The organism is Bradyrhizobium sp. CIR18 (genome assembly GCF_014198295.1).
Lineage (GTDB): Bacteria > Pseudomonadota > Alphaproteobacteria > Rhizobiales > Xanthobacteraceae > Bradyrhizobium.
The window spans coordinates 1-23,752 of sequence record NZ_JACIHF010000014.1 but is presented as its reverse complement, the minus strand read 5'-3'; the positions used below and the strand labels follow the sequence as shown (position 1 = coordinate 23,752).

Sequence of the window (23,752 nt, the reverse complement as noted above, 5' to 3'; positions counted from 1 at the left end):
CCCCAATAGCTTTCACGCGGATCACACTCGGCCCTGGGTCTGCACCGGCAAGCCCTGCATTCGCGGGCTGTGCGGCTGAGCCCTACTCGTTCCGCGCGATCGCGGTCAGCTTGGTCATGTTCCTGAGCAGGATGCGGCCACGCTGAAGATCGAGGATCGCTTCCTTGCGCCAGGCCTGGAGCTGGCGGTTGACGCTCTCGCGGGCGGCGCCGACGAAGACGCCGAGCTGCTCCTGCGAGATGTGCACCTCGGAACCGAAATCGGCGGCCAGCGCGCAGAGCCGCCGCGCCAGGCGCACCGGCAGCGGCTGCAGCATCGATTCCTCCATGCGCTCGCTCTGCCAGCGGATGCGCTGGCAGAGCAATGCGATGATCTTGATCGCGACCTTCGGCTCGCGCTCGAGGAAGCTGAGGAAATCTTCGCGCCGCAGCACGAACAATTCGCTGGCCTCGCCAGCGGTCGCATCCGCGGTCCGATTCTGGCCGTCCAGCACCGCGACTTCGCCGAACAGGTCGCCGGGGCCCATGAAATTGAGCGTGAGCCGGCTGCCGTCGGAGGCACCTGTCTCGATGCGGACCTGGCCGCGGCGCACGCCGAACAGCGCGTTGCCAGGATCGCCCTTCTGGAACAGCACCTCGCCGTTCCCCAGATGCTGGGTGTGACAGAGATTGGACAGCCGCTGGAGCTCGTCTGCACCGAGATCCGCGAACATCGCGTTCATCTTCAAAATGACCGCAAATTCGGCCTGCTTGCTCATTTCAATGTCCTTGTGAAGTCCTGGTCAGTCATCTTGTCAGACGCTTGGCAAATCGCTTGAAACCATCACCATCAGGATCGCGTAAAACCGCGCCGGGGAAGTGTGTCATAAGTCACATAACTTTGCAGCACCCCCTGACTATTTTTACGCGCTTGGAGCCGCTTCCCGTCCGGGGATAAACTCGGCCGCGAAGGATGGATAACCGGCGGGATTCGACGCCGATTGTCCGTCAGTGGAAAGTCGAGATGAGAGTAGTAAAATTCGCCGGCGCGGCATTGGCCGCCGTCATCATCGTGATCGCACTCCTGCTGGTGGTCGGAATCCCCTCGGGCTTCCTGACCTCGACGATCGCCTCGCGCGTCGAGAGCGCGACCGGCTACCGTCTGTCGATCGACGGCACCACGAAGATCAGCCTGTGGCCGACGCTGAACGTCACCCTGAACGACCTCTCGCTTGCCGATCCCCGGGATCGCAGCGGCATCACGCGCCTGACGATCGACAGCGTGCAGGCCGACATGTCGCTCTCCAGCGTGTGGTCGGGCCGCCCTGAGATCCGCGAGCTGATCGTCACCCATCCGGTGCTTTACCAGCCGCTGCTGCGGGAGCGCCTGCCGAATGCGGGAGGCTCGTCGAAGCCGCCACTCGCGCTCGACGCGGATGGCGCGACCATCGACCGCGTCAAGATCACCGACGGCGAAGTCGCATTCTCGCGCGTGCGCGACCGCGTCGAGGGCCGCATCAGTGCCATCAACGCCGACGCGACCATCGGCCGCGACCGCAAGGTCAACATCACCGGCACCGCGCGCGTCGGCGACCACCCGACCAAGTTCGACATCAAGGCGACCACGCCGGCGCCGCCGGCCGACCGGCCGACGATCCCGGTGGATTTCGCCATCGACATGCCCGACGTGTTGAAGTCTCAGCTCAACGGTCATGCCGAGATGCGAATGAACGGCGACGTCGTGATGATCAACGGCGTGAATGGCCGGCTCGGCGATGGCACATTCAACGGCTGGGCTTCGGTCGACATTGCCAGCAAGCCGCTGGTCAAGCTCGACCTCGACTTCCAGCGGCTGGCGATTCCGCTGGCGAAATCGCCGGAGGGCGCCGCCGGGCAGCCCTGGAGCAATGCGCCGATCGACGTCTCCGGGATCAATTATGTCGATGCGCAAGTGCGGATCTCCGCGAACGAAGCCGTGATCGGCGATGCCCGCATCGCACCTCTGGCGCTCGATGCGAAGCTCGCCGGCGGCGTGCTGAAGGCGGGGACCGCCAATCTCGGCGCCTATGGCGGCCAGGTCTCCGGCGAGGTGATCCTCGATGCAACCACCGGCGCGCCGAGCTTTGCCATGCATTGCGATCTCGTCGGCGTGCGTGCGCTGCCGCTGCTTCAGGGCCTCGCCGAATTCGACCGCATCGACGGCAAGCTGCAGGCCAAGCTCGCTCTTCGCAGCGCGGGCACCAGCCAGCGCGCGCTGATGGCGAACATGCAGGGCACGGCCTTCGTCAATTTCCAGGACGGCGCCATCCGCGGCATCAATGTCGCGCAGATGATCCGCTCGCTGACATCGGGCACGCTGTCCGGCTGGCAGGACAACCAGAATGCCGGCCAGGAGCAAAGCACCGACCTGTCGCAGCTTTCGGCCTCGTTCCGCATCGACAAGGGCCAGGCCGTGACGACGGATCTCAACCTGATCGGGCCGCTGGTGCGCGTCACCGGCGCGGGCACCATCGCCCTCGACACCAAGATGATGGGTTTTCGCGTCGAGCCGAAGCTGGTGATGACGACCGAAGGTCAGGGCCGCGCCAATGAGCCGGTCGGCTTCGGCATTCCCGTGATGATCCAGGGCAGTTGGTCGCAGCCCAAGATCTACCCCGACATGGCCGGCATGCTGGACAATCCGGATGCCGCCTATGCCAAGCTGCGCGAGATGGGCAAGGGCCTGTTCGGTCCTGATGGCGCCGGGCTCGGCAACATTCTGGGCAGCCTTGGTCTCGGCGGCACGACTGCGCCCGGGGGCAATGCGGCCGGCAACGCCAATCCGCAAGCCCAGCAGCCGGGCCAGAACAATCTGCTCGGCGGCCCACTGGGCGAGGCGATCGGCAATTTGATTCAGCAGGGGCTGTCCAGCGGCGCGGGAAGCAGCACTGGCGCCGCGCCGGGCAGTGGCCGCAGCCGCAGCCTGCCGGCAACGCCCCCCACGCCCGCGCCGCAGTCCTCGCCCGCGGCTCCGGCCCTTGAGGACCCGCCGGTCGCGCAGCAGGACAGTCAGCCAATGAACGACGTGCTGCGGCAACTCTTTAACCGGTGATTGGCGGATTGGCGGGCTTAGCTCCACGGCAATCCCCTTACATCAGCTTCCCCGCCACCGGCTTCCTCCGAACGGATGAGGCTGCGGCAACTCACCGGCCTTTCGCCGGCCCCCGCGTCCACAGGGAGTAACCACGCCGGCCGGTCCCCGGCCCGCGCGGCGGTCCTTTGGCCCAAATTGTGATAGAACGGCCGGGAAGGGCCTGCATGGCCCGTGAGCGCCGGCGTCGATGGCGGCGCGAGAGGATCGGGATGGCAGGAGCGAACGACAAGACACGGTTTCTGCGCGAGGGCCTGTTCGCCAAATACGTCGTCTCCCTCGTCGGCCTCGTCGTGTTCGTGCTTGCCGTCAACGGCGCGATGGAGACCTGGATCTCCTACCGCGCCACCAAGACCCAGCTGACCGACGGGCTGGAGGACAAGGCGCAAGCCGCCGCCCGGCGGATCGAGCAGTCGATCTCGGAGCTCGATCGCCAGATCAGCTGGGTGACGCGGGCGAGCCAGGACACCCTCGAAAAGCGCCGTGCCGACTACGCATCGCTGCTGCACCAGGTCTCGGTCGTCAACCAGCTGTTCCAGCTCAACGGCGAAGGCCGCGAGGTGCTGCGCGTCTCGCGCTTGTCGACCACCACCGGCAGCAATGCCGACCTCTCCCGCGACATGCGCTTCACCGACACCGTCGCCCGCGGCGTCAGCTATGCGCCGGCCTGGTTCGCCGACCGGACGCCGTTCATGTCGATCTCGGTGGCGCATTCCGGCTTCAATGCCGGCGTCACCGTGGCAGAGATCGACCTCAGCTTTCTCTCCGACTTCCTGTCCGACGCGCAGGTCGGCAAGGCCGCCTTCGCCTATGTCGTCGACCCCCGCGGCCGCGTGCTGGCGACGTCGTCGAAAGGGCCGGATGTCGGCAAGGATTTGTCGAAGCTGCCGCAGGTGGCGGCCGCGATCGCGCCCGGCCATGAGGGCGACAGTTCGGGCACCGATTTCAACGGCCATGCGGTGATGAGCGCCGCGAGCACGGTGCCGAAACTCGGCTGGAGCGTGCTGTTCGAGCAGCCGACCACGCAGGCCCTGACGCCGATCCGCGACCAGCTGGTGCGCATCGCGCTCTTGATCGGCATGGGCCTCATGGTCGCGATCCTCGCCGGCACGCTGCTCGCCCGCCGCATGATCATTCCGATCACGGCGCTGCGCGACGGCGCCTACAGGCTGGGCGAGGGCGATTTCAATCACCGCATCGAAGTGCGCACCTCGGACGAGCTGGAAGATCTTGCCGGTCAGTTCAACCGCATGGCCGGCCAGATCCAGGAGACCTATTCGGACCTGGAGACCAAGGTCGAGGAGCGCACGCGCGATCTGGCGCAGTCGATCAACGAGCTGAAGGTGCTGGAGGAGGTCGGCCGCGCCGTCGCCTCCTCGCTCGATCTCAACGCCGTGCTGCCGACGATCGCCGCGCGCGCGATCGAGATCACCCATGCCGATGCGGTGCTGATCTACGGCTTCGATGCCGAGACGCGGCGCTTCAACCTGGTCGAGGCCAACGGTATCGACAAATCCGCCGACGGCGCCCATGTCACCATCGACGAAGGCCAGAACATCCTGAGCGATGCCGCCGAAAGCGGCGAGCCGATCGCGATCGCCGAGCTTGGCGCCGCCGCCGAGCAGCCGCTGCGCGAGGTCGCCATCGCGGCCGGCTTCCACTCGGTGCTGGTGGTGCCGCTGGTCGACCAGCAGGGCACGCTCGGCTCGCTGGTGGTGCTGCGCCGCGCGAGCGGCGAGTTCGCCGCCAGCATCATCGGCCTGATGCGCACCTTCGCCAACCAGGCCGTGCTGGCGATGCGCAATGCGCGGCTGTTCACCGAGGTCGACCACAAGAGCCACGCCCTGGAGACGGCGAACGAGACCGTGCGCGCCCAGGCCGACAAGCTGCGCGAGCAGACCGAGCAACTGAAGAACTGGAACAAGTCGCTGGAGGAGCGTGTCAAGACCCAGCTCGGCGAGATCGAGCGCATCCGCAAGCTGGAGCGTTTCCTGGCGCCGCAGGTGGCGCAGCTGATCGCCTCCTCCGACAGCCCGGAAGGGCTGCTCACCAGCCAGCGCCGCGAGGTGACCGTGGTGTTCTGCGATTTGCGCGGCTTCACCGCGTTCACGGAGGCGACCGAGCCGGAAGAGGCGATGAACGTACTGCGCGAATATCACGCCGCGCTCGGCAAGCTGATCTTCAAATATGAAGGCACGCTCGACAAATATGCCGGCGACGGCGTGATGATCCTGTTCAACGCGCCGATCCAGTTCGAGGACCACACCAAACGCGCCGTGAAGATGGCGGTGGAGATGCGCGACACCATCGGCCCGCTGACCGAGCGCTGGCGCAACCGCGGGCACAGCCTCGGCTTCGGCATCGGCATCGCGGTCGGCTATGCCACGCTCGGCCAGGTCGGCTTCGAGCAGCGGCTGGAATATGCCGCGATCGGCAGCGTCACCAACCTCGCCTCGCGCCTCTGCGGCGAAGCCAAGCCCAACCAGATCGTGGTGAGCCGCCGCGTCTACGGCATCGTCGAGCCCTGGGTCGAAGCGCGCGCCCTCGATGATCTCCAGCTCAAGGGTTTCAATCATCCCGTGCTCGCGATGGAGATCTTGAACTGGCGCGAGGAAGTCGAGAACGTGGTGGATACCTCGGCGGTGCGACGAAGGGGGTAAAGCTGGCGTTGGCGCTGGTGTAGCCCGGATGGAGCGAAGCGAAATCCGGGGTCGTGCCACAAGCGACGGCAGTCCCGGATTGCGCTTCGCTCCATCCGGGCTACAGGCCCTTGTATCGCTCACCGACAGCATTTCGCGATCCCGCGGCACATTGCGCCCGGGTTTTGCTTAGGTCTCGCTACCCTTCGAAATGGAAGGGCGCAGGGAAGACCGGGCACCGGCTGGCACCCGCAAGACCCCTGTGCATGAGTGCGTGGTATTCGCTCACAGGGGAGAAACAGGTGCGGCCGAATGCCCGGCCTTCCCTGCGCAGTGGTTGAAACGGCTTATGTCGCGCTCTCGCCGGTGAGTCGATCCCTTTGCCACCGTCGTCTTGCAGCTTTCGAGGGATGCGCAGGTCCGGTCGGACCAGCGCACCGCTGCAAGACTTGACGCCGGATATTCGGGCGTCACGACCACACGATTTTGCCCTACGCGAGGCAAGCACCGTCGTACACGCGCCCGCTGATCGCTCACGGGGACACCCCGCCCTGCGACCGCATCTGGCGCCAACGCCGCCCGCGTCCACCGCCCCTCATCCCACGAACCCTGACGATCGCGATCCGTCCCTTTACCATGGGATGAGTTGGGAGGGAGCATAGGGTGTTTCGTTTTTCCAGTAAAGCGAATTTTGGATTATTCGAATGACAAATTCGGATATCGAGCAAACAACCCCATGCACAGTAGACGGGGGTTGTCGGATCAATGGGTTATGAGGAGACTGGGAACACCACCCAACACGCCGTACTCGGGCCCGCCTGCGGAGCTTTACAGCAAACCCGGTGACTTGCGGCGTCGATCCGCTCGATGTCAGGCGCGGGGGACAGTGGGCCCCTTCCGGGGTCGTCCCCGCGAACGCCGGGCCCCATACCGCGTGATCTATCGGTTGCGTGAGGTAGAAGTACCGAACACCTCATCTTCGCCAAACTTCTCCCTGTGGTTATGGGTCCCGGCGTTCGCCGGGACGACAGCGGAGCGTGAGGCGACGGCGGTGCCGACAATCCCCTTCCCCGAACCATATCCCTTCTCCCCGCGACTAACCCTCGCCTCAACGGCGAGGCGATTCCAATGGAGACCACCTGTGGCGCTTGCCTTGCCTTCGCGTGCTTATGATCTGCAGATGCTGGACCGTCCCGCCGATCGCGCGCGTGACCACGGCTGGGTCTTTGGCCTGCCGCCGGGCATCAGCAGCGAGCAATGGCCGCTCGATCCCGTCACCGGCTATCCGCTGATGCACGGCTTCACCTTGCTGCTGCCGGAGGATTACCGCGTCCATGGCGAGGATATCGTCGCAGTGTCGTTCTTTGCCACCGCGCCCGATCACAATGACGGCGGCGCGCCCGACGATCCTGAAATCCGCGAGGCCGTGCAGGCGCGCACCTCGCATCCCCGGCTGTCGCGGATGACCGATATCCTCGACTACGAATATGCTGCGCTGCTGCTGACCAGGGCCGAATATGACGGCCCGTTCGCGACACCGCCGGCGCCGCTTGCGCTGGCGACGGCCGACCGGCCGCGCTGGCTCGATATCGGCGGCGCCAGCGCCTTCTTCGAGACCGCCGCGCCGTTCGCGCAGAAGATGTTCGCCGGCCCGCCGCGTGCCGAGCTGGCCGCGAACCTCGCGATCGCGCTGACACCGCGCGCAACCGATCCCAACGCCGGCAAGGCTCCGCAGGACCCGCACATTCCGCGCGACCCGCCGACCGGCTATCAGTCCTCCTACTACTTTGAGGGCGGCGTCCCGACCGCCGACAATTACCGCCTGCACGATTGGTGCAAGGACCACGCCCGCAACCATCTCGGCGGCACCATGCGGCCGTGCCAGGCGGTGCCGGAGATGAGCCCGTTCTACATCGAGTTCGAGGAATATTTCGGCGGCTACAATTTCGGCAGCGGCAACGCGCAGCTCGACTTCAAAGACATGAAGTTCGACTGGGCGTGCGACTGATCATGCTCCCCGCTTCGGCCCGATCGCCTCGAACCACGCCTTCTGCTCGTCGCTCAGATCAGCCTCGAAATCGTCGAGCGCATCGGTGACGCCGTTCACGGCTTGCAGCATCGTCTCCAGCCGCGCCTTTGCGGCGGTGAGGCGCGCCTGCGGAGTCGCAGCGGCTTCCGCCGGGCAGGCGCTCAGCGTCTGCATCGTGCGCAGCGTGGTGTCCTGCAGCACCTCGAAGCGGGCGCGGGCGGTCTCGTCGAGGCGGAGCGTGGTGGCAATGTCGCCCGCGGGCCATTGCTGCTGCACGAGCTGCTCGTACTGCCGCTGCAGCTTCTCGTCATAGCGCGGATCGCTGTCGGGGTCGCAGGCGTTTGAGGCCTGCGCATCCTTGCTCGTATCTTTGCGCTGCATGGCCGCGAGCGCGGCACGGCGCTCATTGCCGAGAGCGTTGAGCCGGGCCTTCTGATCGTCATCGAGCGACCTGGTAAACTTCGCCAGCGGCGGCGCGATCGCATCAGTTGCCTTGATCATGGCCTCGAGCCGCTCGCGCATCAGGCCGAGGCGCTCCGCCGCGGTCGCGGGCACTTGCGATGGGCAGGCGGCACGGATGCTGTCGCGGGCTTCGCTCCAGGCATTTACGAGCTCGTCGAGCGCGGTGCGTTGCAATTCGTTGGGCTGCACGGTGGCGGCGATGCGATCCACCGGAAAGCCGGGGGGATCGCTGGCATCGCAAACGTTCTGCGCCGACGGAATTCGGCGCGCGCGTTTGCCCTGCGGCGCGGTGTAGGCGGCCAGCTCGGCGGCCGCGTAGGGCGCAAAGATCGCAGCGTAGATGTCGCCATAGCCATAGAGCGAGAGGCTGGTCGCATCGCCGAAGATCACGGCATTGGTGAGGTCGTCATGCGCGAACGGCCAGAACACCGGCCCGACCCAGCCGTAGCTGCCGTCGGGATGACGCCACCAGCCCTGCGGGCGGCGACCGCCCTGCCAGCCTGAAAGCGCGGCTTGCGCGGTGAGCGCCGCGCGCAGGACGTAAGGGTTGGCTGGCTGGCCGCGCTCGGCCCCGCGCGGATCTTGTGATCTCAACGCGGCGGAGCGGTATCGGCCGCCCCGCACCACCATGCGGGAATGGCGCAAGCGCGACATGCCGATCATGTGGCCGACGGCGAACCGTGCGACCCCAAGCGGGCCGCCACGCAATCCGAACTGCGCTTCAGCCTTACCGGGCAGCAGCACGGCCGCAATCAGGATGGTCGCGCCCGCCAGCGCCAGTCCCACGCGTCCTGACACGACCGCTGACCTGACCAATTCGGCCTCCTCCCAGCCAAGCGCGCACTGCGTCGCATTGAGATGACGCGCCGGGGAACCAAATGTTCCTTGGGGATACAGGGCAAAGCGTCGCGGTTGATCTCCCAGGCTGGGCAATTGCCTTGTGGTGCAGGATCGGCGCTCGGCTTCCTCACCCGCAAGCGGGAGAGGAAGAGCAAGACCGCCCCCTCACTCCGCCTTTTGCGGCATCACAAACGTCTGGCCGGGATAGATCAGATTGGGATTGTGGATCTTGTCGCGGTTGGCCTTGAAGATCACGGCGTAGCGGGCGCCGTCGCCATAGGCGAGCCGGCTGAGTGCCCACAGGCTGTCGCCGCGGGAGATCACCCGGCTGCCTGTCTCTGCCGGCGCAACGCTGAGGGCGTCCGCCGGCGAGGCAGATGCAACGGTCGTCGCCGCTGGCGCCCTCGCCATGACCCGGGGCTTCGGCGCGCCGCCCAGCCTCGGCCGGGCCGCGGGCCTGTCGGATGCCGAGGCGGGGTGCGGCGAGGCCGACGGCAGGGATGCCACGACATCCGATTTGTCGTCCGGCTTCTCGGCCTGCTTCGTATCTTGCCTCACGTCTTGCCTCGCGACCGGCGCCGGACGCGCGGGCGGCGGCGCCACCTCGGCGATGGTCACCGGCATGGTCCGGCTGGACTGCGTGACCGTGCCATCCGGCGCCCTGGCGCGGAGCGTCAATTCATAGGAGCCGGCGGGAAGCTGCGGCGGGGTCATCACGAACTGGCCCGAAGCGTCGGCGACAACCGTATCGAGCGGCTTGCCGTCGCGCAGCAGCTCGACCTTTGCCCCCGGCGCGGCCTGGCCCGCGATCACCGCGGCCTCGCCGTGATCGTCGACGCGGGCGACGTCGAAACGGGGGCCGGCGTCGGCGACCGCCGGCGGCGGCTTGACCGGTGCGAGATCGGCGAGCGCGGCCGTGACCTGCTTCTGGGTCTCGGCCAGCCCGGCCGCCTTCGGCTCGGGGGCTGGCGCGGGCGCAGGCGGCGTGGCGGCGGCAAGCTTTGGCTGTTCCGGTTTGGGTTCTTCCGGTTTCGGGGCCGGCTTGAGTTCGGCCTTGGCCTCGACCTTGGGTTCGACCTTGGCCTCGGGCGTGGCTGCGACGACGGTCTTGGTCCCGTCCGGCAGCAGGCGGCGCAGCTCGGTCGGGCCGATCACCAGCACGGTGCCGACCAGGGCGAGCAGGCAAAGAGCAATGAAGGCCTTGGATGCGGTCATCATCGGAAAAGAACCTTGGATGGCAAATCAGCCGAGGGGGCAAGGTGCGCCGAATTGGCTGCGGCAGCAAGACGGTCGATGGGATGAGACCGCCGTCCCCGCACTCAGGGATGAACCGGTGCCACCCCGCTGGCGTCAAATCACGCGAGACTGAATCGCGGCATTTTTTGAGGAATTTTCCCGTGACCGCATTTTGCCGTTCCGCCCCAAATCTGGCGCTCGGTCTGGCCCTCGGGCTGGCGCTTGCCCTGACGCTCACAGCTTCCCCAGCGCTCGCAGCCTCCGGCCCGCCGCCGGGCTTCGTCCTCACCGACAATGCCGACCTCGCCTTCACCTCGCCTGACGGTGCCACCAGGCTCGAGCAATACATGAAGGACAGTGAAGACCTGTTCGAGGTCAAATGGCAGGTCTGGGCGCGACGCGGCGACCAGATGACGGAGCTGAAGCCGGAGCAGGGCTACGGCGCGGGCTTCCGCTTCACCAGCGACTCGCAATGGCTGGTGCGGATGCAGAAGACCGGCTCAGGCTCGCAGGATCTGTTTCTCTATCATGTCGAGAACGGCGCCTTCGTCAGCGCGACGAAACAATCACTCAGCGATCTCGCTTGGGCCTATTTCCACAGCCGTGCCGACACGAAGAAGATGAAGCTCGACTACCATATCTCGGCCAATCTGATGAAGGGCACCGAAACTGCCTATCGCTGGCTCGGCGTCGACTGGCCCAACAACCGCTACCTGCTGATCTCGCTGTCGGGCGAAATGGACAAGCATCCGAAGAACGTCGCCGTGAAAGGGCTCGCGGACTGGAAATGCCGCTATGACCTCAAGACCGGCCGGTTCGATGTCCCCAAGATGTTCGCCAAGGGCAACGCGGAAGCGCTGAACTGGGAGATCAAGCGGTGAATGATGGCCTCGTAGGGTGGGCAAAGGGTAGCGTGCCCACCGATCACGTTGGATGATGCGGATAGGGGTCGTGGGCACGGCGCGAAGAGCGCGCCTTTGCCCACCCTACGGCAGCTTCCGCGATCGATGGAACCAACCCACTGATTCCGTTCCGATTCATAGTTCCCTAACCTTCGCTGGTAACGGGGTCTTGTCGGTTTTGCTGCACCTTGCATCCCACGGGAGGGCTGCATGGGCACATCGATCCGATGCACCGCGCGCATGCGCGCGCTGCTCCGTCGCTGGCGGGGAGCGCCACTGACATGGCTGATCGTCGGCGGCTTCGTGCTGATGGCCGCGACCGCAATCGGCACCGCGCTCACCGTCGACCGCTTCCGGCAGAATGCGATCGAGAGCGGCCGCGACAGCCTTGAAAACACCGTGCGCCTGCTGGCCCGGCATTTCGACCGCGAGTTCGAGGATTTCGCGGTGCTGCAGAAGAGCATCATCACCGAGCTCGAGAGCCGCGGCATCGAATCCGCCGACGTCTTCCGCAGCGAGATGGGCACGCTCGCCATGCACGAGGTGCTGCGTGCGAAAGCCAGCGGCTGGGCCGATGTTGCCGGCGCCAATGTGTTCGATGCCAGGGGCATGCTGATCAACTCGTCGCGGCGCTGGCCGGTCGCCGACGTCTCGGTCGCGGACCGCGGCTATTTCAACCGCCTCAAGAACGATCCGACCGCGCAGGAGGACGTGGAGATGGTGCACGGCCGGATCGGCAACGGACCGGCGATCGTGTTCGCGCGGCGCGTGTCCGGCCCGCATGGCGAATTCCTTGGGGTGGTCTCGCGCGCGATCGCGCCCGAGCAGCTCGAATCCTTCTTCGCCTCGACCGGGCTCGGCGAGGAATCCTCGATCGCGATGCACCACCAGAACGGTCAATTGCTGGCGCGCGTTCCGCGTGTCGATGCGATGATCGGGCAGAACTTTCGCAAGGGCACGCCGGAGCAGATGGCGGTGTTCGACCGCACCTTCGTCTCGATGCAGATCGCCAGCCCGATCGACGGCAAGGACCGCATCGTCGCCTCGCGCCTGCTCGCCGGCGAGCCGCTGGTCGTGGTCGCGACGAAGTCGCTGGATGCGACGCTTGCGACCTGGCGCACGCAAACGAAATTCTTCGTCACCATCGCCGTGCTGTCGATCAGCCTGCTGGTGCTCACGCTGTTCCTGATCTTCCGCCAGGTGACGCACCGGCTCTCGCTGGAGAAACAGCGGCTCGACACCGCGATGAACACGATGACGCAAGGGCTCCTGATGTTCGATCAGGACGAGCGGCTGATCGTCTGCAACCGGCGCTATATCGAGATGTACGGCTTGTCCCCTGAAGTGGTGAAGCCCGGCGCCACTTTCCGAGACGTGATCCGGCACCGCCATGACACCGGCTCGTTCCACGGCGACGTCGAGACCTATTGCAACGACATTCTGAGCCATATCGGGCGCACCCAGAGCGCCATCGTGGAGACCGCGGATGGCCGCCTGGTCGAGATCAAGAACCAGCCCGGCGCCGCCGGCGGCTGGCTCGCGACCCACGACGACGTCACCGCCCGCATCCGCGCCGACGAGCGCATCGCCCATATGGCGCATTACGACGCGCTGACCGACCTGCCCAACCGCGTGCTGCTGCGCGGTCATCTGGAGCGGCGCGTCGCCGAGCTCAGCCAGAACAAGCCGTTCGCCATCCTCTATATCGACGTCGACGAGTTCAAGGGCGTCAACGATTCGCTCGGACACGAGGTCGGCGACGAGTTGCTGCGGCAGGTGGCGAACCGGCTGCGCGCCTGCGTTTCCGGCAACGACCTCGTCGCGCGGCTCGGCGGCGACGAGTTTGCCATCGTCAAGGCCGGTACTCGCGATCCGGCCGAGCTGTCGGCGCTGGCGGAAGATATCCTCAAGGCGTTGCGCGCGCCGGTGGACTGCAAGGGCCAGGACATCCCGACCGATGCCAGCATCGGCATCGCGATCGCGCCCGACCACGGCGACAATCTCGACGACCTGCTCAAGCGCGCCGATCTTGCGATGTACGCGGCGAAATCGGAGGGGCGCCGCACCTACCGCATCTTCACGCCGGAATACGACGCCAAGGCGAGGCTGCGCCGTCAGCTCGAGCTCGATCTGCGTCAGGCGCTGGCTCGCGGCGAGTTCGAGGTGCACTACCAGCCGCTGGTCGATCTCGCGGCCAATGTCGTGACCGGCTGCGAGGCGCTGCTGCGCTGGCGTCATCCCGAGCGCGGCATGGTCTCGCCCGCGGACTTCATTCCCGTCGCCGAAGACACCGGACTGATCGGGGAGATCGGCGAGTGGGTGCTGAAGCAGGCCTGCCGTGAGGCCGCCTCCTGGCCCGGCCAGATTCACATCGCCGTCAACGTCTCGCCGGTCCAGTTCCGCACGCGGACGCTGGCGCTGAAGGTCGCGGCCGCGCTCGCGGAGTCCGGACTTGCGCCCGGACGGCTCGAGCTCGAGATCACCGAGACCGTGCTGATCCGCGACGACGAGGAGGCGCTGACGATCCTGCAGCAGTTGCGCGAGCTCGGCGTGCGTATCGCGCTCGACGATTTCGGCACCGGCTATTCGTCGCTGAGCTATCTGCACCGCTTCCCGTTCGACAAGATCAAGATCGACCGCAGCTTCATCAGCGACATCGGTCAGTCCGAAGATTCCTCGCCGATCGTGCAGGCCGTGGTGCACATGGCCGCCGCGCGCCACATGGCGACGACCGCCGAAGGCGTCGAGACCGAAGCTCAGCGCGAGGTGCTGCGCCAGCTCGGCTGCAGCCAGATGCAGGGCTGGCTGTTCAGCCCGGCCGTGCCGGCGGCGAAATTGAAGCAGCTGCTGGCGACGCAGGCGGTTGCGGCTTAGCGGCGCCACGTCTGGCTTTAAGGCCAAATCCGGACTTGATGAGCCGCACCCCTGCTCAACAACTCATGACTGCTGGTTTGCCTCGCTCGTTACCGTGAGGAAGTGCTTGATCGGTCCCAAGGCGTCAATGGCTGGAATACTCTCGCAGGCCTGGGCGTTTGAACACCAGGGATACGGCAAGGCCGCGAGCCATTGCATGATCGGCTTCGACATCTCGGCTGGAAGTACACTCATGACTTCGATTTCGATCGCGAGCTTCTCGACGCGGCCGTCATGGCCGGAACCGAAGCGCCAGTCATAGCGTCCGCAGCCGACGCGAACCGCACCGCCTTGCCTTGCCGACATCCCGACGAGCCAATCGCAACGGAAACGCGGTAGCTGCTGTGAGGTCGGACGGGAGAGGCAAAAAGTCCGGACGTTCTGGTATTGATCGCCGAAGCTCGTCACCAGTACTTCGGTAACTTGCTCCAGCCCTTTTGCGGAGCTTGGGAATGAGATGGCGTCGGTCTTTACGACCATCTCCAATTCGCAGTCTGAGGCAAAGGCGTCCCTCATCATCTGCGGTCGATTGCCATCCTTTGCAAAGACGTACGTGCTGATCGCGTCGGCGGCGCTGATGGGTGCGGATGGGCTCATTCAATTTCCCCTGGCACATCCAAGCCGGACCAAAGCCGGCGCCGGCGATTGAAGCTGAACAAGCCAATCGAGACAAGGCTTCAAGGCGTCCGCAAAGGGTCACAGGCGGTCATCGCCGACGACGCCTGGCGCGGGCTCAGAGCTTCTGTTTTGCCGCGGTGATCTCGACGAACTCTGCGTCGGGGTGGCTGACGATGGTGGCGACCATGATGCCGCTGATGATCAGCGACCAGGCGGTGTTCCAATAAATCCAAAACACGAGCCAGCCTCCGTTTTGATCTGTCACGCCCGCGGGACCGGGGTAACGGCACAGCGATGCCGCCGTTCCCGACGCGCGGCGCGGCACGGCCGCGCGGCGAGGCGCTATTTTGATTTGGTCGGCGGCGAGGCGTGATCGGTTTGGCCGGTGTGGCGCTTTGCCACGACGTCCTCATCGTGTTCGCCTTGGTGTGGGCGCGGCGGCGACTTGGGCTGGCCGGCTTGACCGCCATGTTTGCCGCCCATGTCGGGCTTACCTTCGAGATCGTTTTCACGGGGCATGCCGGTTCAATGCGCTCGCGCGGCATTGGTTCGCCTTGCGCCTGCCGTTTTCGCCTGTGAACGAGTTCATAGGATTGCCGCGGTTTGCAGTGCACGATTCCGGGTGCCCCGCGACTTCATGACAGCGACGGATTCGACCAGATGCGGAAACGGCTCATCGCCTGGACCATCCTGACGTCCGCTCTGGTTGCGGTCGCGGTCTGGGCCGTGCTCGGACCACCCGCTCATCCGTCCAGCCCGCATCTGCCCTCCCGGACCGCGGCGATGCGGTAGTCCCTCCCCGGCGACCGATACAATTTCGGCATCGATCAATCCCAACTGGAATTTGGTGCGGCGGCGCGCCGCCCGCTATCCTCGCCGGCAAAACGACAAGGCCGCGACCGGCCCTCAGGAGGAGCCCATGTTGAGACCGACCCGACGCATCGCATCCAAAGCACCACGCGCTGCAATCGCCACCACCCTGTTCGCAGCCCTCACTCTCATTTCTGGAGTCCACGCCGGCATGGCCGAGACCTTCGCCTATGTCGGCAACGCCGACAGCAACGACATCAGCGTGTTCAAGATGACCGAGAGCGGCGAGATGATTCCGGTGCAGACGGCCGCCTTCAAGGGCGTCGACAAGCCCGGCTCGTCGACGCCGCTCGCGATCACGCCCGACCACCGCGTGCTGATCGCCGGTGTCCGCTCGCAGCCGTACCTCGCGGTCAGCTTTGCGATCGATCCCAAGACGGGCCAGCTCAGCCCTATCGGCAGCGGCCCGCTCGCCGACAGCATGGCCAACATCGCGATCGACCGCAGCGGCAAGTTCCTGTTCAGCGCCTCCTATGGCGGCAACAAGGTCGCGCTGAATCCGCTTTCCGCCAACGGTGTCGCCGGCGAGCCGAAACAGGTGATCCCGACCGGGCTGAACGCGCACGCCTTCCTGCCCTCGCCCGACAATCGCTTCGCGTTCGCGACCAATCTCGGCTCCGACCAGGTGCTGGCCTTCGCGTTCGATGCCACGGCCGGTACGCTGACGCCGAGCGATCCGCCAGCCCACAAGGTGCCGGAGAAATCGGGCCCGCGGCACTTCGTATTCCATCCCAATGGTAAGTTCGTCTATCTGATCCACGAGTTGAACGGCGACGTCGCCGCGTTCACCTACGAGGCCAGGAGCGGCGCCTGGGACGAGATCCAGCGCACCACCGCACTGCCGGAGGGCTTTAACGGAAAAGAGTCTGCTAAGAAGCCTTGGGCCGCCGACATCCACATCACTCCGGACGGCCGCTTCCTCTACGCCTCCGAGCGCACCACCAACACGCTCACCGCCTACAAGGTCGATGCGGCCAGCGGCAAGCTGACCACAATCGGCAGCGTGCCGACCGAGAAGCAGCCGCGCGGCTTCCACATCGATCCGACGGGGCGCTACCTCGCCGCGGTCGGCGAGCTCTCCGACAGCATGACGGTCTATGCGATCGACCAGGGCAGCGGCGCGCTTGCCAAGCTGAAATCCTACCCCACCGGCAAAAAGCCGAACTGGGTGGAGTTCCTGAACCTGCCGTGAGGGGCGCCGCCGCCGACCTACGTAATCATCCGTAATTTCGGAAAGCGCGCCTTGTCGTCATATCATCGGTCATGGACCGTCAGATCGTCTTCAAATGCCCGCAGACCGGCATGAACGTGCAGCATCGGCTCGGCGACGAGCCGGCCGACCGCACGCATGTGTCGGTGTCCTGTCCGGCCTGCACGCGCCTGCATTTGATCGACCGGGCCAACGGCAAGCTGCTGGGTGAGCGCCGCGGCTGACGGGCCGTTTACGGCCGCGCCGCGACCTGTGCCGTTGACCGATGAGAGGACCGTGATCGACGGCACTTTCGAATAGTGCCGACCCGCGGCGCGCCGCCCGGGAATGCGAACCTGTTCTCCAATCCCGCGACTAATCAAAGACTTGCTGCGTCGGCCCGCGGTGGCGTGGCCTTCCTTTTTGGGACAACGCTGCCGTAGTCCGCAGCCCTGCCATCTGCTATCGATTGGAGGCATAGAACCCGTGGAATTTCCGATGCGTCATTTGCCCCGTGCCGTTGCTCGAAGCCTGTGTCCCGCAGCCGTCGCCGGCATGCTCATCCTCGGTCCATATCCGGCCCGAGCCGCCGATGACGACGCGCCCAAGGGGCCGGCGGTCACGGTGCTGAAAGTCGCAAAGTCCTGCTTCTCCGACATCGTCGAGGCCACCGGCACGATCATCGCGCGGGAGGAAACGTCGGTGCGGCCCGAGCGTCCGGGCCTGAAGGTCACCGACGTGCTGGCGGAAGCCGGCGACACCACCACCGCCGGCCAGGTGCTGGCACGGCTGGCGCTGCCCGAGGGCGGCACGCTGCAGGTCACCGCGCCGGTGGCGGGCGTGATCGCGACGTCGACCGCCCAGATCGGCAACTTCGCCTCGGCCAAGGGCGAGGCGCTGTTCACGATCGTCGCGCGCAGCGAATACGATCTCGTCGGTCTGGTGGCGACCACCGATATGCGCAAGCTCGCGGTCAATCAGCCGGCGACCGTGCGGATCGCCGGCGCCGGCGACATCGACGGCAAGGTGCGCCGCATCGGCCCGACCGTGGAGCCGAACATCCAGCAGGGCATGGTCTATATCGGCATCTCCTCGCAGAAGCGTCTGCTGCTGAAGGCGAGCGGACGCGCGCTGATCAAGACCGGGCAGAGCTGCAATGTCGCGGTGCCGCTGACCGCCGTGCAATATTCATCCGCCGGCACCGTGGTGCAGGTGATCCGCCGCAACCGGGTCGAGACCAAGCGTGTCGAGGTCGGATTGATGTCGGGCGGCAATATCGAGGTCCGCGACGGCCTCAACGACGGCGATGTCGTCGTCGCCCGCGCCGGCGCGCTGCTGCGCGAAGGCGATCCGGTACGCCCGGTGATGGCCGCGGAAGCAGCGAAGTAGCCGGCGGTCTCGTAGGGTGGGCAAAGCGAAGCGTGCCCACGTCTTCTATCGAAATGACGGAGAAAAATGGTGGGCACGGCGCTTTGCGCCTTTGCCCACCCTACGAGAGCTCGCGCGCCCTCGAAAAAACTAGCCGCCGGCTTCGCCGAAATGGACGTCTTCGAGCAGCGAGGAGGAGACGGTCGGGACCTGGTCGCCTTCGCTGGCGCGGGAGATGGCGACGCGGGTCTTGTTGAAGACGCTTTCGGCGCTGCCCTTTGCACTGAGGTTGTTCAGGAACTCGCTGACCAGCACGCTGTGCTCGCCCTTGCCGTCGTCGACGACCTTGCCGGGCGAAGCCGAGGACAGGATCAGCGCATTGTCGGACGCGTTGATCGGCGCGAGGCCGTGGCTGTAGGAGCGGAAGCGACGCTCGTAAGGGTTACGGCGAGAGGCATCGACGACGACGAGCTTGGCCTTGGCGCCCTGCTCCTTCATCATGTCGATCACGCCGTCGATCGAGACGCCCTGGCGGCGGACGTCGCTTTCCTTCCAGATCACCGCATCGACCGGCAGCATGTAGCTCTCGCGTCCCGCCTGCACGCCGTAGCCGCCGAAGAACAGCATGACGACGGTGTCGCGCTTGATCCGGGACTTCAGGCGATTGACGGCGCGGACCATGTCGTCCTTGGTCGCGTCTTCCACCATGTCGACGTCAAAACCGTTCTTGCGCAGGGACGAGGAGAGCGCGCGGGCGTCGTTGATAGACTGCGTCAGCGGCGCGCTGGCGTCGGGATAATGTCCATTGCCGATGACGAGGGCGAGGCGCGAGGTCTGGGCGATCGAGCCCGTGATCTGGTCGGTCGAGACGGCCTTGGCGGCGTCGATCGCGCGCATGTTCAGAGCAGCATGGGCGCCGATCACGAGCGACACCGTGCCGATGAGGGCCGCGGCCAACGCGATCGTGCGTCGGGAAATGTCGAGCTGCCTAACATTCATCTCGCTTCATTCCTGTCAGTGCCAAAGACCAGCCAAGCGCGCGCACACTGTTTGAGTAGCGCGATAGCGTCTTTAGGTTTGAGGGATTGGCCGGGGATGTGCCCCCGAATTGCGCGCAATTTGCGGCGCCGCACCAAACAAACCCTTAACCGGATATCGCCTCCCCGGCAATAGATTGCCCAAAAATTGAGCTAAACGACTGAAGATGTTCGTGAATTCTCCGAGCCAGATTTGTGCGTTTTTGCCCCCTGGCACCCATTTCGAGCCTCGATCATGCAGCCTTCGTGCCGGCTTTTTCCGTGACCTCCATCACATTTGTATTTCCTGCGAATCCGGGTAGCCTTTTCAACGACTTGGCAAGGGGGCGGCGCGCAGATGGGAGCGTGCCGGCCCCCGACCAAGGCCCCGCGACCAGGTATTTCATGAGCCTTCATTATTTTGCCGGCGCCGCCTGCCGGGCGCTGACCGCCCGGAAGGACGGCCCCTCGCTTTACGACGTCTGCGACCCCGTATTGTCGGTTACGGCCAGCGGCGATCCGCATCTGGCCAAATTCTACAAGACCGCGCTCGGCAATCCGGCGTTGCGGGTGCTGCTGCGGCGGGCCGGGCTGCCCGAGCTGCGTGACGAGGCCAGGCTGACGGCGCTGCGCCAAGCGCTGGTTCGCGCCCGCGACGAGGCCGAGCCCGATTGGGCGGCGGTCGGCCAGCCGGTCGCCGATCTCGTCGACAGCATCGCGCTCGACCATCCCAAGCCGCCGCCGGCCATGTTCACCGGCTCCGCGCCGCCAGAGTCGCAGATCGACGGCGTGATCCGCGACTGCGCGCAGCATCTGCTCGGCTCCTACCGCAAGAACGGCTTCCTGCCGACCTACGCCGCCTTCAACCTGATTGGCGATCCCGATTTTCGCGGCCGCGAGCTGATCATGGCGCTCACGGGCCTCAATGCGCGCGGCTACAAGAATTCCTCGCTGCTGTTCAACCTCGCCCGCGTCTTCATCGCGCGCTCGCCAGCCCGGGCCGTCGTCAATCCACCCTGGCGAGGGATCGCCGAGCCAATGTGGGAACCGGTGCAGATCCGCCACCGCTCGGCCTATTACGATGCGTTCTTCATCGAGGCGCTGCTCAGCTATGGCGAGACCGGACTCGCCTCCCAGGCCGACAAGATTGCGGCCGAACGCGCCATCGCCGACATGGTGAATTTTTGCGTCAACATCAGCCGCGAGGAGGTCGAGGGCATCGACGGCGCGCGCTTCAACGTCGTCACCGCGCTGGCGCCTCCGCCGCATCCGCGCTTTTCCCGTTACTTCGCGCAGATCAAGCAGGATCTCGGCTTCGGCGTTTACGTGCCGGATTGCGACACCACGGCCTGCTCGATCTCCGCTGCGACGCAGGCCGGCTGCCTTGATGAGATCATCGACCAGCCGCTGCTGGATTTCTACGCCGGCTACCAGGTGCGCGCCGGCGTCAACGAACCGCGCGTGACCGTGCCGCTCAATGACAATATCGACTATGACGGCGGCGTCGCGACCTGGATCGACAACCTCAAGGGCGAGCGTCCCTATGGCAACGATCTCGATCCGACGCTCAATCTCGACATTCTCGAGGTGAGCTTTCGCAACCTCGCGCGCTGGAAGGTCCTGGAGACGCCGTCGCGGCTCGCCACGGTGCATCGCATCATCGGCTTCCAGAAGCGGCTGGCGGCGAGCGGCGCCTTCGCCAATCCGCGCTCGCACATTTACTATCTGCCCGAGCTCTACAGCGCCTATTTCGGCCGCTGCTATGCGGCGTTCCTGGCGCTGCCGCTGGCCGCGCAGGCCGCGATCGATCCCGCCGGCGATTTCGACTTCATCCGCCATCGCGTGCTCTCCTACGTCAAGGGCGAGCTGATGGCCGCGGAGATGAACGTGTTCGATGCGGCGCTGGCACTGATCGCGCTCGGCCATCTCGGCGCCGACCCGCGCGCCTTCGCGCCGGCGCTGAACGTGATCGTGGCTGGGCTCGGTGAGGGCGGCCGCCGCGGCCCGTTCCGCGCCTATGAGTGGAACAAGATGAAGACGCCGACGCGGATTTTGGTGGGCGGCCCGGAGGTGACGTCGGCCTTCGTGCTGATGGGGCTGGCGGTGGCGAAACGGGCGATGACGGGGCGGGGGTAGGTTTCGTGCCCGGGACGCAGATCTCGTAGGGTGGGCAAAGGCGCGCTCTTCGCGCCGTGCCCACGATCTCTCGCCACGAAAGACATCGTGGGCACGCTTTCGCTTTGCCCACCCTACGGGACCTTCGACCAATGACGGGAAGTTGAAAGCCTATCTGTTAGGCATACGCTGGCCCGACGGCCAAAAGCCGACCACAATTGCGCGATCTATCGAGATTTTCATCACACGCGGACCGGCATGCTGCGAAAAATCCTGATTGCGCTGTCCTTGCTCGCCCTGCCCTCGCTGGCTGAGGCCACCGACATCACCGGCATGGCCAAGGTCCGCGCCGGCGATGCCGTCGTGATCGGCAACACGCGGATCCGGCTCGGCGGCATCGACGCGCCTGCGGTCGACCAGCTCTGCCTGAACACCAAAAGCGAGCGCTGGACCTGCGGCGTCGCGGCGCGCGACGAGCTCGCCAAATATGCCGAGGGCAAGAGCTGGGTCTGCCACACCCGTTCAATCGACCGGCGCGGCCGCACTGTGGCGCGCTGCGAGGTCGGCGGCGAGGACATCCAGAAATGGTTGGTGCGCAGCGGCTGGGCGCTTGCCTACACCCGCATCTCCAAGGACTACGAGCCCGACGAGGCCGCTGCGCGCGAGGCGAAAGCCGGGATGTGGCAGGGCGCCTTCATCGCGCCCTGGGACTGGCGCGTCCGCAACAAGAAGACCGCCATCCTCGGCGCCACCAAGCCGCCCGACGGGGCGCATGCGGTGCTGCTCGCCTCGGCCTCGGGACCGGTGGCGCCTTCCCCGGACTGCACCATCAAGGGCAACGTCAACAGCGCCGGCGAGTGCATCTTTCACCAGCCGACCAGCCGCTGGTACACCCAGATCAAGATGAAGATCAGCAAGGGCACTCGCTGGTTCTGCTCGGTCGAGGAGGCGGAAGCCGCCGGCTGCCGCGAGACCAAGAGATGAGAGCCCCCAGACCTGCGCTTTGCGTGCTTTTCTTGGGGGTCCACGGCGCGTAAAACGTGAATCAGCAAACCCACCAGTCCGTTCTCAAGCAACAAGGACCAACAGCAATGACCGTTCGCGCGGGCCGGGAATTTCTGGCCATCCCCGGGCCCACCACGATGCCCGACGAGGTGCTGCGGGCAATGCACCGTCCGGCGATCGACATCTACTCCAAGGAGATGCTCGACCTGACCGAGAGTCTGCTCAGTGACATCTCGAAACTGTTTGCGACCAAGGGCAAGTCCTACATCTACATCGCCAACGGCCACGGCGCCTGGGAAGCGGCGCTGAGCAACGTGCTGTCGCGCGGCGACAAGGTGCTGGTGCTGGAGAGCGGGCGCTTCGCGATCGGCTGGGGCAATGCGGCAGCGCTGATGGGCGCCGAGGTCGAGGTGCTCAAGGGCGACTGGCGCCGCGCAGTGCGGCCGCACGAGGTCGAGGAGCGCCTGCGGCGCGACAAGGAGCACACCATCAAGGCCGTCGTCGTGGTCCAGGTCGATACGGCCTCGGGCGTGCAGAACGACATCGAGGCGATCGGCAAGGCGATCAAGGCGAGCGGCCATCCGGCGCTGTACATGGTCGACACTGTCGCCTCGCTCGGCTGCATGCCGTTCGAGATGGACAAATGGGGCATCGATGTTGCGATGTCGGGCTCGCAGAAGGGCCTGATGACGCCGCCTGGCCTTGGCTTCGTCGCCGCCAATGCGCGTGCGCTCGAGGTGCACAAGAAGGCCGACATGTCGACGCCCTATTGGAGCTGGAGCGAGCGCGAGGGCACCGAGAATTATCGTAAATACGCCGGCACCGCGCCGGTGCATCTCTTGTTCGCTTTGCGCAAGGCGATCGACATGCTGCACGAGGAAGGCCTCGAGAACGCCTTCCGCCGCCACAGCCTGCTCGGCGAAGCCGCACGCCGCGCGGTTGGCGCATGGTCGGAAGGCCAGGTGCTCGGCTTCAACGTGGCGGAGGCCAACGAGCGCTCCAACACCGTGACCACGGTGACCATGAGCAACGGCCACGATCCCGCGGTGCTGCAACGCTATTGCAAGGACAAGTGCGGCGTGGTGCTCGGCACCGGCATCGGCGACCTCTCGGGCCAAGCCTTCCGCATCGCCCATATGGGCCACGTCAACGCGCCGATGTTGCTCGGCACGTTAGGGGTGATCGAGATTGGCCTGAACGCCCTGAAGATCCCGCACGGCAAGGGCGGACTGGAAGCGGCGGTCGCGTATCTCGGGGAAGAGGTGGCGGTGTAGAGGCGCCAGCCACAAACGCCACTGTCGTCCCTGCGAACGCAGCGCTCCTTTCTTCCTTCTCCCCTTGTGGGCCGTTGCGTAATTCGCCAGTTGTGATTCCCTAGGGCAAAGCCTTGGGGGAATGACGATGGCGGTGAAGCGGACAGGACAGCCGAGCTTTGTGGAAGC

19 protein-coding genes are annotated in these 23,752 nt (G+C 65.7%); 13 read left to right on the top strand and 6 right to left on the bottom strand.

Annotation, left to right across the window (positions count from 1 at the left end):
* Positions 1 to 82 precede the first annotated feature (82 nt).
* A complete protein-coding gene (locus tag GGD65_RS31305; protein WP_018321583.1) occupies positions 83 to 757 on the bottom strand; it encodes a Crp/Fnr family transcriptional regulator in 675 nt (224 codons plus the stop codon).
* Between the two features lie 245 nt (positions 758 to 1,002).
* Between GGD65_RS31305 and GGD65_RS31300 the strand changes: the two genes are divergently transcribed.
* The 3 genes from GGD65_RS31300 (at position 1,003) to GGD65_RS31290 (ending at position 7,755) form a co-directional block, all read left to right on the top strand.
* Positions 1,003 to 3,069 carry an AsmA family protein gene (locus GGD65_RS31300; protein ID WP_183237785.1) on the top strand — a complete coding sequence of 689 codons (2,067 nt, stop codon included), beginning with the start codon at positions 1,003 to 1,005 and terminating at the stop codon, positions 3,067 to 3,069.
* A gap of 251 nt (positions 3,070 to 3,320) precedes the next feature.
* Positions 3,321 to 5,768 (top strand): adenylate/guanylate cyclase domain-containing protein, encoded by a 2,448-nt coding sequence (locus tag GGD65_RS31295; protein ID WP_183237784.1) that lies wholly within the window; start codon positions 3,321 to 3,323, stop codon positions 5,766 to 5,768.
* 1,159 nt (positions 5,769 to 6,927) lie between these two features.
* Positions 6,928 to 7,755 carry a hypothetical protein gene (locus GGD65_RS31290; RefSeq protein WP_210317397.1) on the top strand — a complete coding sequence of 276 codons (828 nt, stop codon included), beginning with the start codon at positions 6,928 to 6,930 and terminating at the stop codon, positions 7,753 to 7,755.
* On the opposite strand, the gene GGD65_RS31285 is transcribed toward GGD65_RS31290, so the two are convergent.
* Together GGD65_RS31285 and GGD65_RS31280 are read right to left on the bottom strand one after the other, a co-directional pair.
* The gene (locus GGD65_RS31285; RefSeq protein WP_183237782.1) at positions 7,756 to 9,054 is read right to left on the bottom strand and encodes a Spy/CpxP family protein refolding chaperone; all 1,299 of its coding nucleotides are present in this window, start codon (positions 9,052 to 9,054) and stop codon (positions 7,756 to 7,758) included.
* Positions 9,055 to 9,243: 189 nt separating this feature from the next.
* The gene (locus GGD65_RS31280; protein ID WP_183237781.1) at positions 9,244 to 10,296 is read right to left on the bottom strand and encodes a LysM peptidoglycan-binding domain-containing protein; all 1,053 of its coding nucleotides are present in this window, start codon (positions 10,294 to 10,296) and stop codon (positions 9,244 to 9,246) included.
* Between the two features lie 179 nt (positions 10,297 to 10,475).
* Here GGD65_RS31280 and GGD65_RS31275 point away from each other — a divergent pair, with 179 nt between their 5' ends.
* Both GGD65_RS31275 and GGD65_RS31270 read left to right on the top strand, forming a co-directional pair.
* Positions 10,476 to 11,195 carry a hypothetical protein gene (locus GGD65_RS31275; RefSeq protein ID WP_409362773.1) on the top strand — a complete coding sequence of 240 codons (720 nt, stop codon included), beginning with the start codon at positions 10,476 to 10,478 and terminating at the stop codon, positions 11,193 to 11,195.
* Positions 11,196 to 11,426: 231 nt separating this feature from the next.
* Positions 11,427 to 14,090 (top strand): EAL domain-containing protein, encoded by a 2,664-nt coding sequence (locus GGD65_RS31270; protein ID WP_183237780.1) that lies wholly within the window; start codon positions 11,427 to 11,429, stop codon positions 14,088 to 14,090.
* A 63-nt stretch (positions 14,091 to 14,153) separates the two neighbouring features.
* Here GGD65_RS31270 and GGD65_RS31265 read toward each other — a convergent pair whose 3' ends face one another.
* Both GGD65_RS31265 and GGD65_RS40845 read right to left on the bottom strand, forming a co-directional pair.
* The gene (locus GGD65_RS31265) at positions 14,154 to 14,726 is read right to left on the bottom strand and encodes a hypothetical protein (RefSeq protein ID WP_183237779.1); all 573 of its coding nucleotides are present in this window, start codon (positions 14,724 to 14,726) and stop codon (positions 14,154 to 14,156) included.
* A 136-nt stretch (positions 14,727 to 14,862) separates the two neighbouring features.
* Entirely contained in the window at positions 14,863 to 14,985 is a 123-nt protein-coding gene (locus GGD65_RS40845) for a hypothetical protein (RefSeq protein ID WP_256375112.1), read from the bottom strand.
* Positions 14,986 to 15,116: 131 nt separating this feature from the next.
* Between GGD65_RS40845 and GGD65_RS31260 the strand changes: the two genes are divergently transcribed.
* The 5 genes from GGD65_RS31260 to GGD65_RS31245 all read left to right on the top strand — a co-directional run bounded on the left by GGD65_RS31260 (position 15,117) and on the right by GGD65_RS31245 (position 18,195).
* Positions 15,117 to 15,326, top strand: a complete 210-nt coding sequence (locus tag GGD65_RS31260; protein WP_183237778.1) for a hypothetical protein — start codon at positions 15,117 to 15,119, stop codon at positions 15,324 to 15,326.
* A gap of 81 nt (positions 15,327 to 15,407) precedes the next feature.
* Positions 15,408 to 15,539 carry a hypothetical protein gene (locus tag GGD65_RS40840; protein WP_256375113.1) on the top strand — a complete coding sequence of 44 codons (132 nt, stop codon included), beginning with the start codon at positions 15,408 to 15,410 and terminating at the stop codon, positions 15,537 to 15,539.
* Positions 15,540 to 15,666: 127 nt separating this feature from the next.
* The gene (locus GGD65_RS31255; protein ID WP_183237777.1) at positions 15,667 to 16,809 is read left to right on the top strand and encodes a lactonase family protein; all 1,143 of its coding nucleotides are present in this window, start codon (positions 15,667 to 15,669) and stop codon (positions 16,807 to 16,809) included.
* Between the two features lie 71 nt (positions 16,810 to 16,880).
* Positions 16,881 to 17,051 carry a hypothetical protein gene (locus GGD65_RS31250; RefSeq protein ID WP_018321596.1) on the top strand — a complete coding sequence of 57 codons (171 nt, stop codon included), beginning with the start codon at positions 16,881 to 16,883 and terminating at the stop codon, positions 17,049 to 17,051.
* A gap of 253 nt (positions 17,052 to 17,304) precedes the next feature.
* Positions 17,305 to 18,195, top strand: coding sequence for an efflux RND transporter periplasmic adaptor subunit (locus GGD65_RS31245; RefSeq protein ID WP_183237776.1), 891 nt, complete (start codon positions 17,305 to 17,307; stop codon positions 18,193 to 18,195).
* Positions 18,196 to 18,324: 129 nt separating this feature from the next.
* Here the strand turns inward: GGD65_RS31245 and GGD65_RS31240 are convergent, their stop codons facing one another.
* Entirely contained in the window at positions 18,325 to 19,173 is an 849-nt protein-coding gene (locus GGD65_RS31240; RefSeq protein ID WP_018321598.1) for a caspase family protein, read from the bottom strand.
* Positions 19,174 to 19,595: 422 nt separating this feature from the next.
* Between GGD65_RS31240 and GGD65_RS31235 the strand changes: the two genes are divergently transcribed.
* From GGD65_RS31235 to GGD65_RS31225, 3 genes are all read left to right on the top strand, one after another.
* The gene (locus GGD65_RS31235) at positions 19,596 to 21,326 is read left to right on the top strand and encodes a hypothetical protein (RefSeq protein ID WP_183237775.1); all 1,731 of its coding nucleotides are present in this window, start codon (positions 19,596 to 19,598) and stop codon (positions 21,324 to 21,326) included.
* 237 nt (positions 21,327 to 21,563) lie between these two features.
* Positions 21,564 to 22,289, top strand: coding sequence for a thermonuclease family protein (locus GGD65_RS31230; RefSeq protein WP_179739741.1), 726 nt, complete (start codon positions 21,564 to 21,566; stop codon positions 22,287 to 22,289).
* A 107-nt stretch (positions 22,290 to 22,396) separates the two neighbouring features.
* Entirely contained in the window at positions 22,397 to 23,584 is a 1,188-nt protein-coding gene (locus GGD65_RS31225; RefSeq protein ID WP_183237774.1) for an alanine--glyoxylate aminotransferase family protein, read from the top strand.
* The last annotated feature ends 168 nt before the right edge of the window (positions 23,585 to 23,752 follow it).

What these genes read in the sequence shown, in the direction of transcription:
- GGD65_RS31305 (WP_018321583.1), bottom strand. Translation starts at nt 757, where the DNA reads ATGAGCAAGCAGGCCGAATTTGCGGTCATTTTGAAGATGAACGCGATG.
- GGD65_RS31300 (WP_183237785.1), top strand. Translation starts at nt 1,003, where the DNA reads ATGAGAGTAGTAAAATTCGCCGGCGCGGCATTGGCCGCCGTCATCATC.
- GGD65_RS31295 (WP_183237784.1), top strand. Translation starts at nt 3,321, where the DNA reads ATGGCAGGAGCGAACGACAAGACACGGTTTCTGCGCGAGGGCCTGTTC.
- GGD65_RS31290 (WP_210317397.1), top strand. Translation starts at nt 6,928, where the DNA reads ATGCTGGACCGTCCCGCCGATCGCGCGCGTGACCACGGCTGGGTCTTT.
- GGD65_RS31280 (WP_183237781.1), bottom strand. Translation starts at nt 10,296, where the DNA reads ATGATGACCGCATCCAAGGCCTTCATTGCTCTTTGCCTGCTCGCCCTG.
- GGD65_RS31270 (WP_183237780.1), top strand. Translation starts at nt 11,427, where the DNA reads ATGGGCACATCGATCCGATGCACCGCGCGCATGCGCGCGCTGCTCCGT.
- GGD65_RS31265 (WP_183237779.1), bottom strand. Translation starts at nt 14,726, where the DNA reads ATGAGCCCATCCGCACCCATCAGCGCCGCCGACGCGATCAGCACGTAC.
- GGD65_RS40840 (WP_256375113.1), top strand. Translation starts at nt 15,408, where the DNA reads ATGCGGAAACGGCTCATCGCCTGGACCATCCTGACGTCCGCTCTGGTT.
- GGD65_RS31255 (WP_183237777.1), top strand. Translation starts at nt 15,667, where the DNA reads ATGTTGAGACCGACCCGACGCATCGCATCCAAAGCACCACGCGCTGCA.
- GGD65_RS31250 (WP_018321596.1), top strand. Translation starts at nt 16,881, where the DNA reads ATGGACCGTCAGATCGTCTTCAAATGCCCGCAGACCGGCATGAACGTG.
- GGD65_RS31245 (WP_183237776.1), top strand. Translation starts at nt 17,305, where the DNA reads ATGCGTCATTTGCCCCGTGCCGTTGCTCGAAGCCTGTGTCCCGCAGCC.
- GGD65_RS31240 (WP_018321598.1), bottom strand. Translation starts at nt 19,173, where the DNA reads ATGAATGTTAGGCAGCTCGACATTTCCCGACGCACGATCGCGTTGGCC.
- GGD65_RS31235 (WP_183237775.1), top strand. Translation starts at nt 19,596, where the DNA reads ATGAGCCTTCATTATTTTGCCGGCGCCGCCTGCCGGGCGCTGACCGCC.
- GGD65_RS31230 (WP_179739741.1), top strand. Translation starts at nt 21,564, where the DNA reads ATGCTGCGAAAAATCCTGATTGCGCTGTCCTTGCTCGCCCTGCCCTCG.
- GGD65_RS31225 (WP_183237774.1), top strand. Translation starts at nt 22,397, where the DNA reads ATGACCGTTCGCGCGGGCCGGGAATTTCTGGCCATCCCCGGGCCCACC.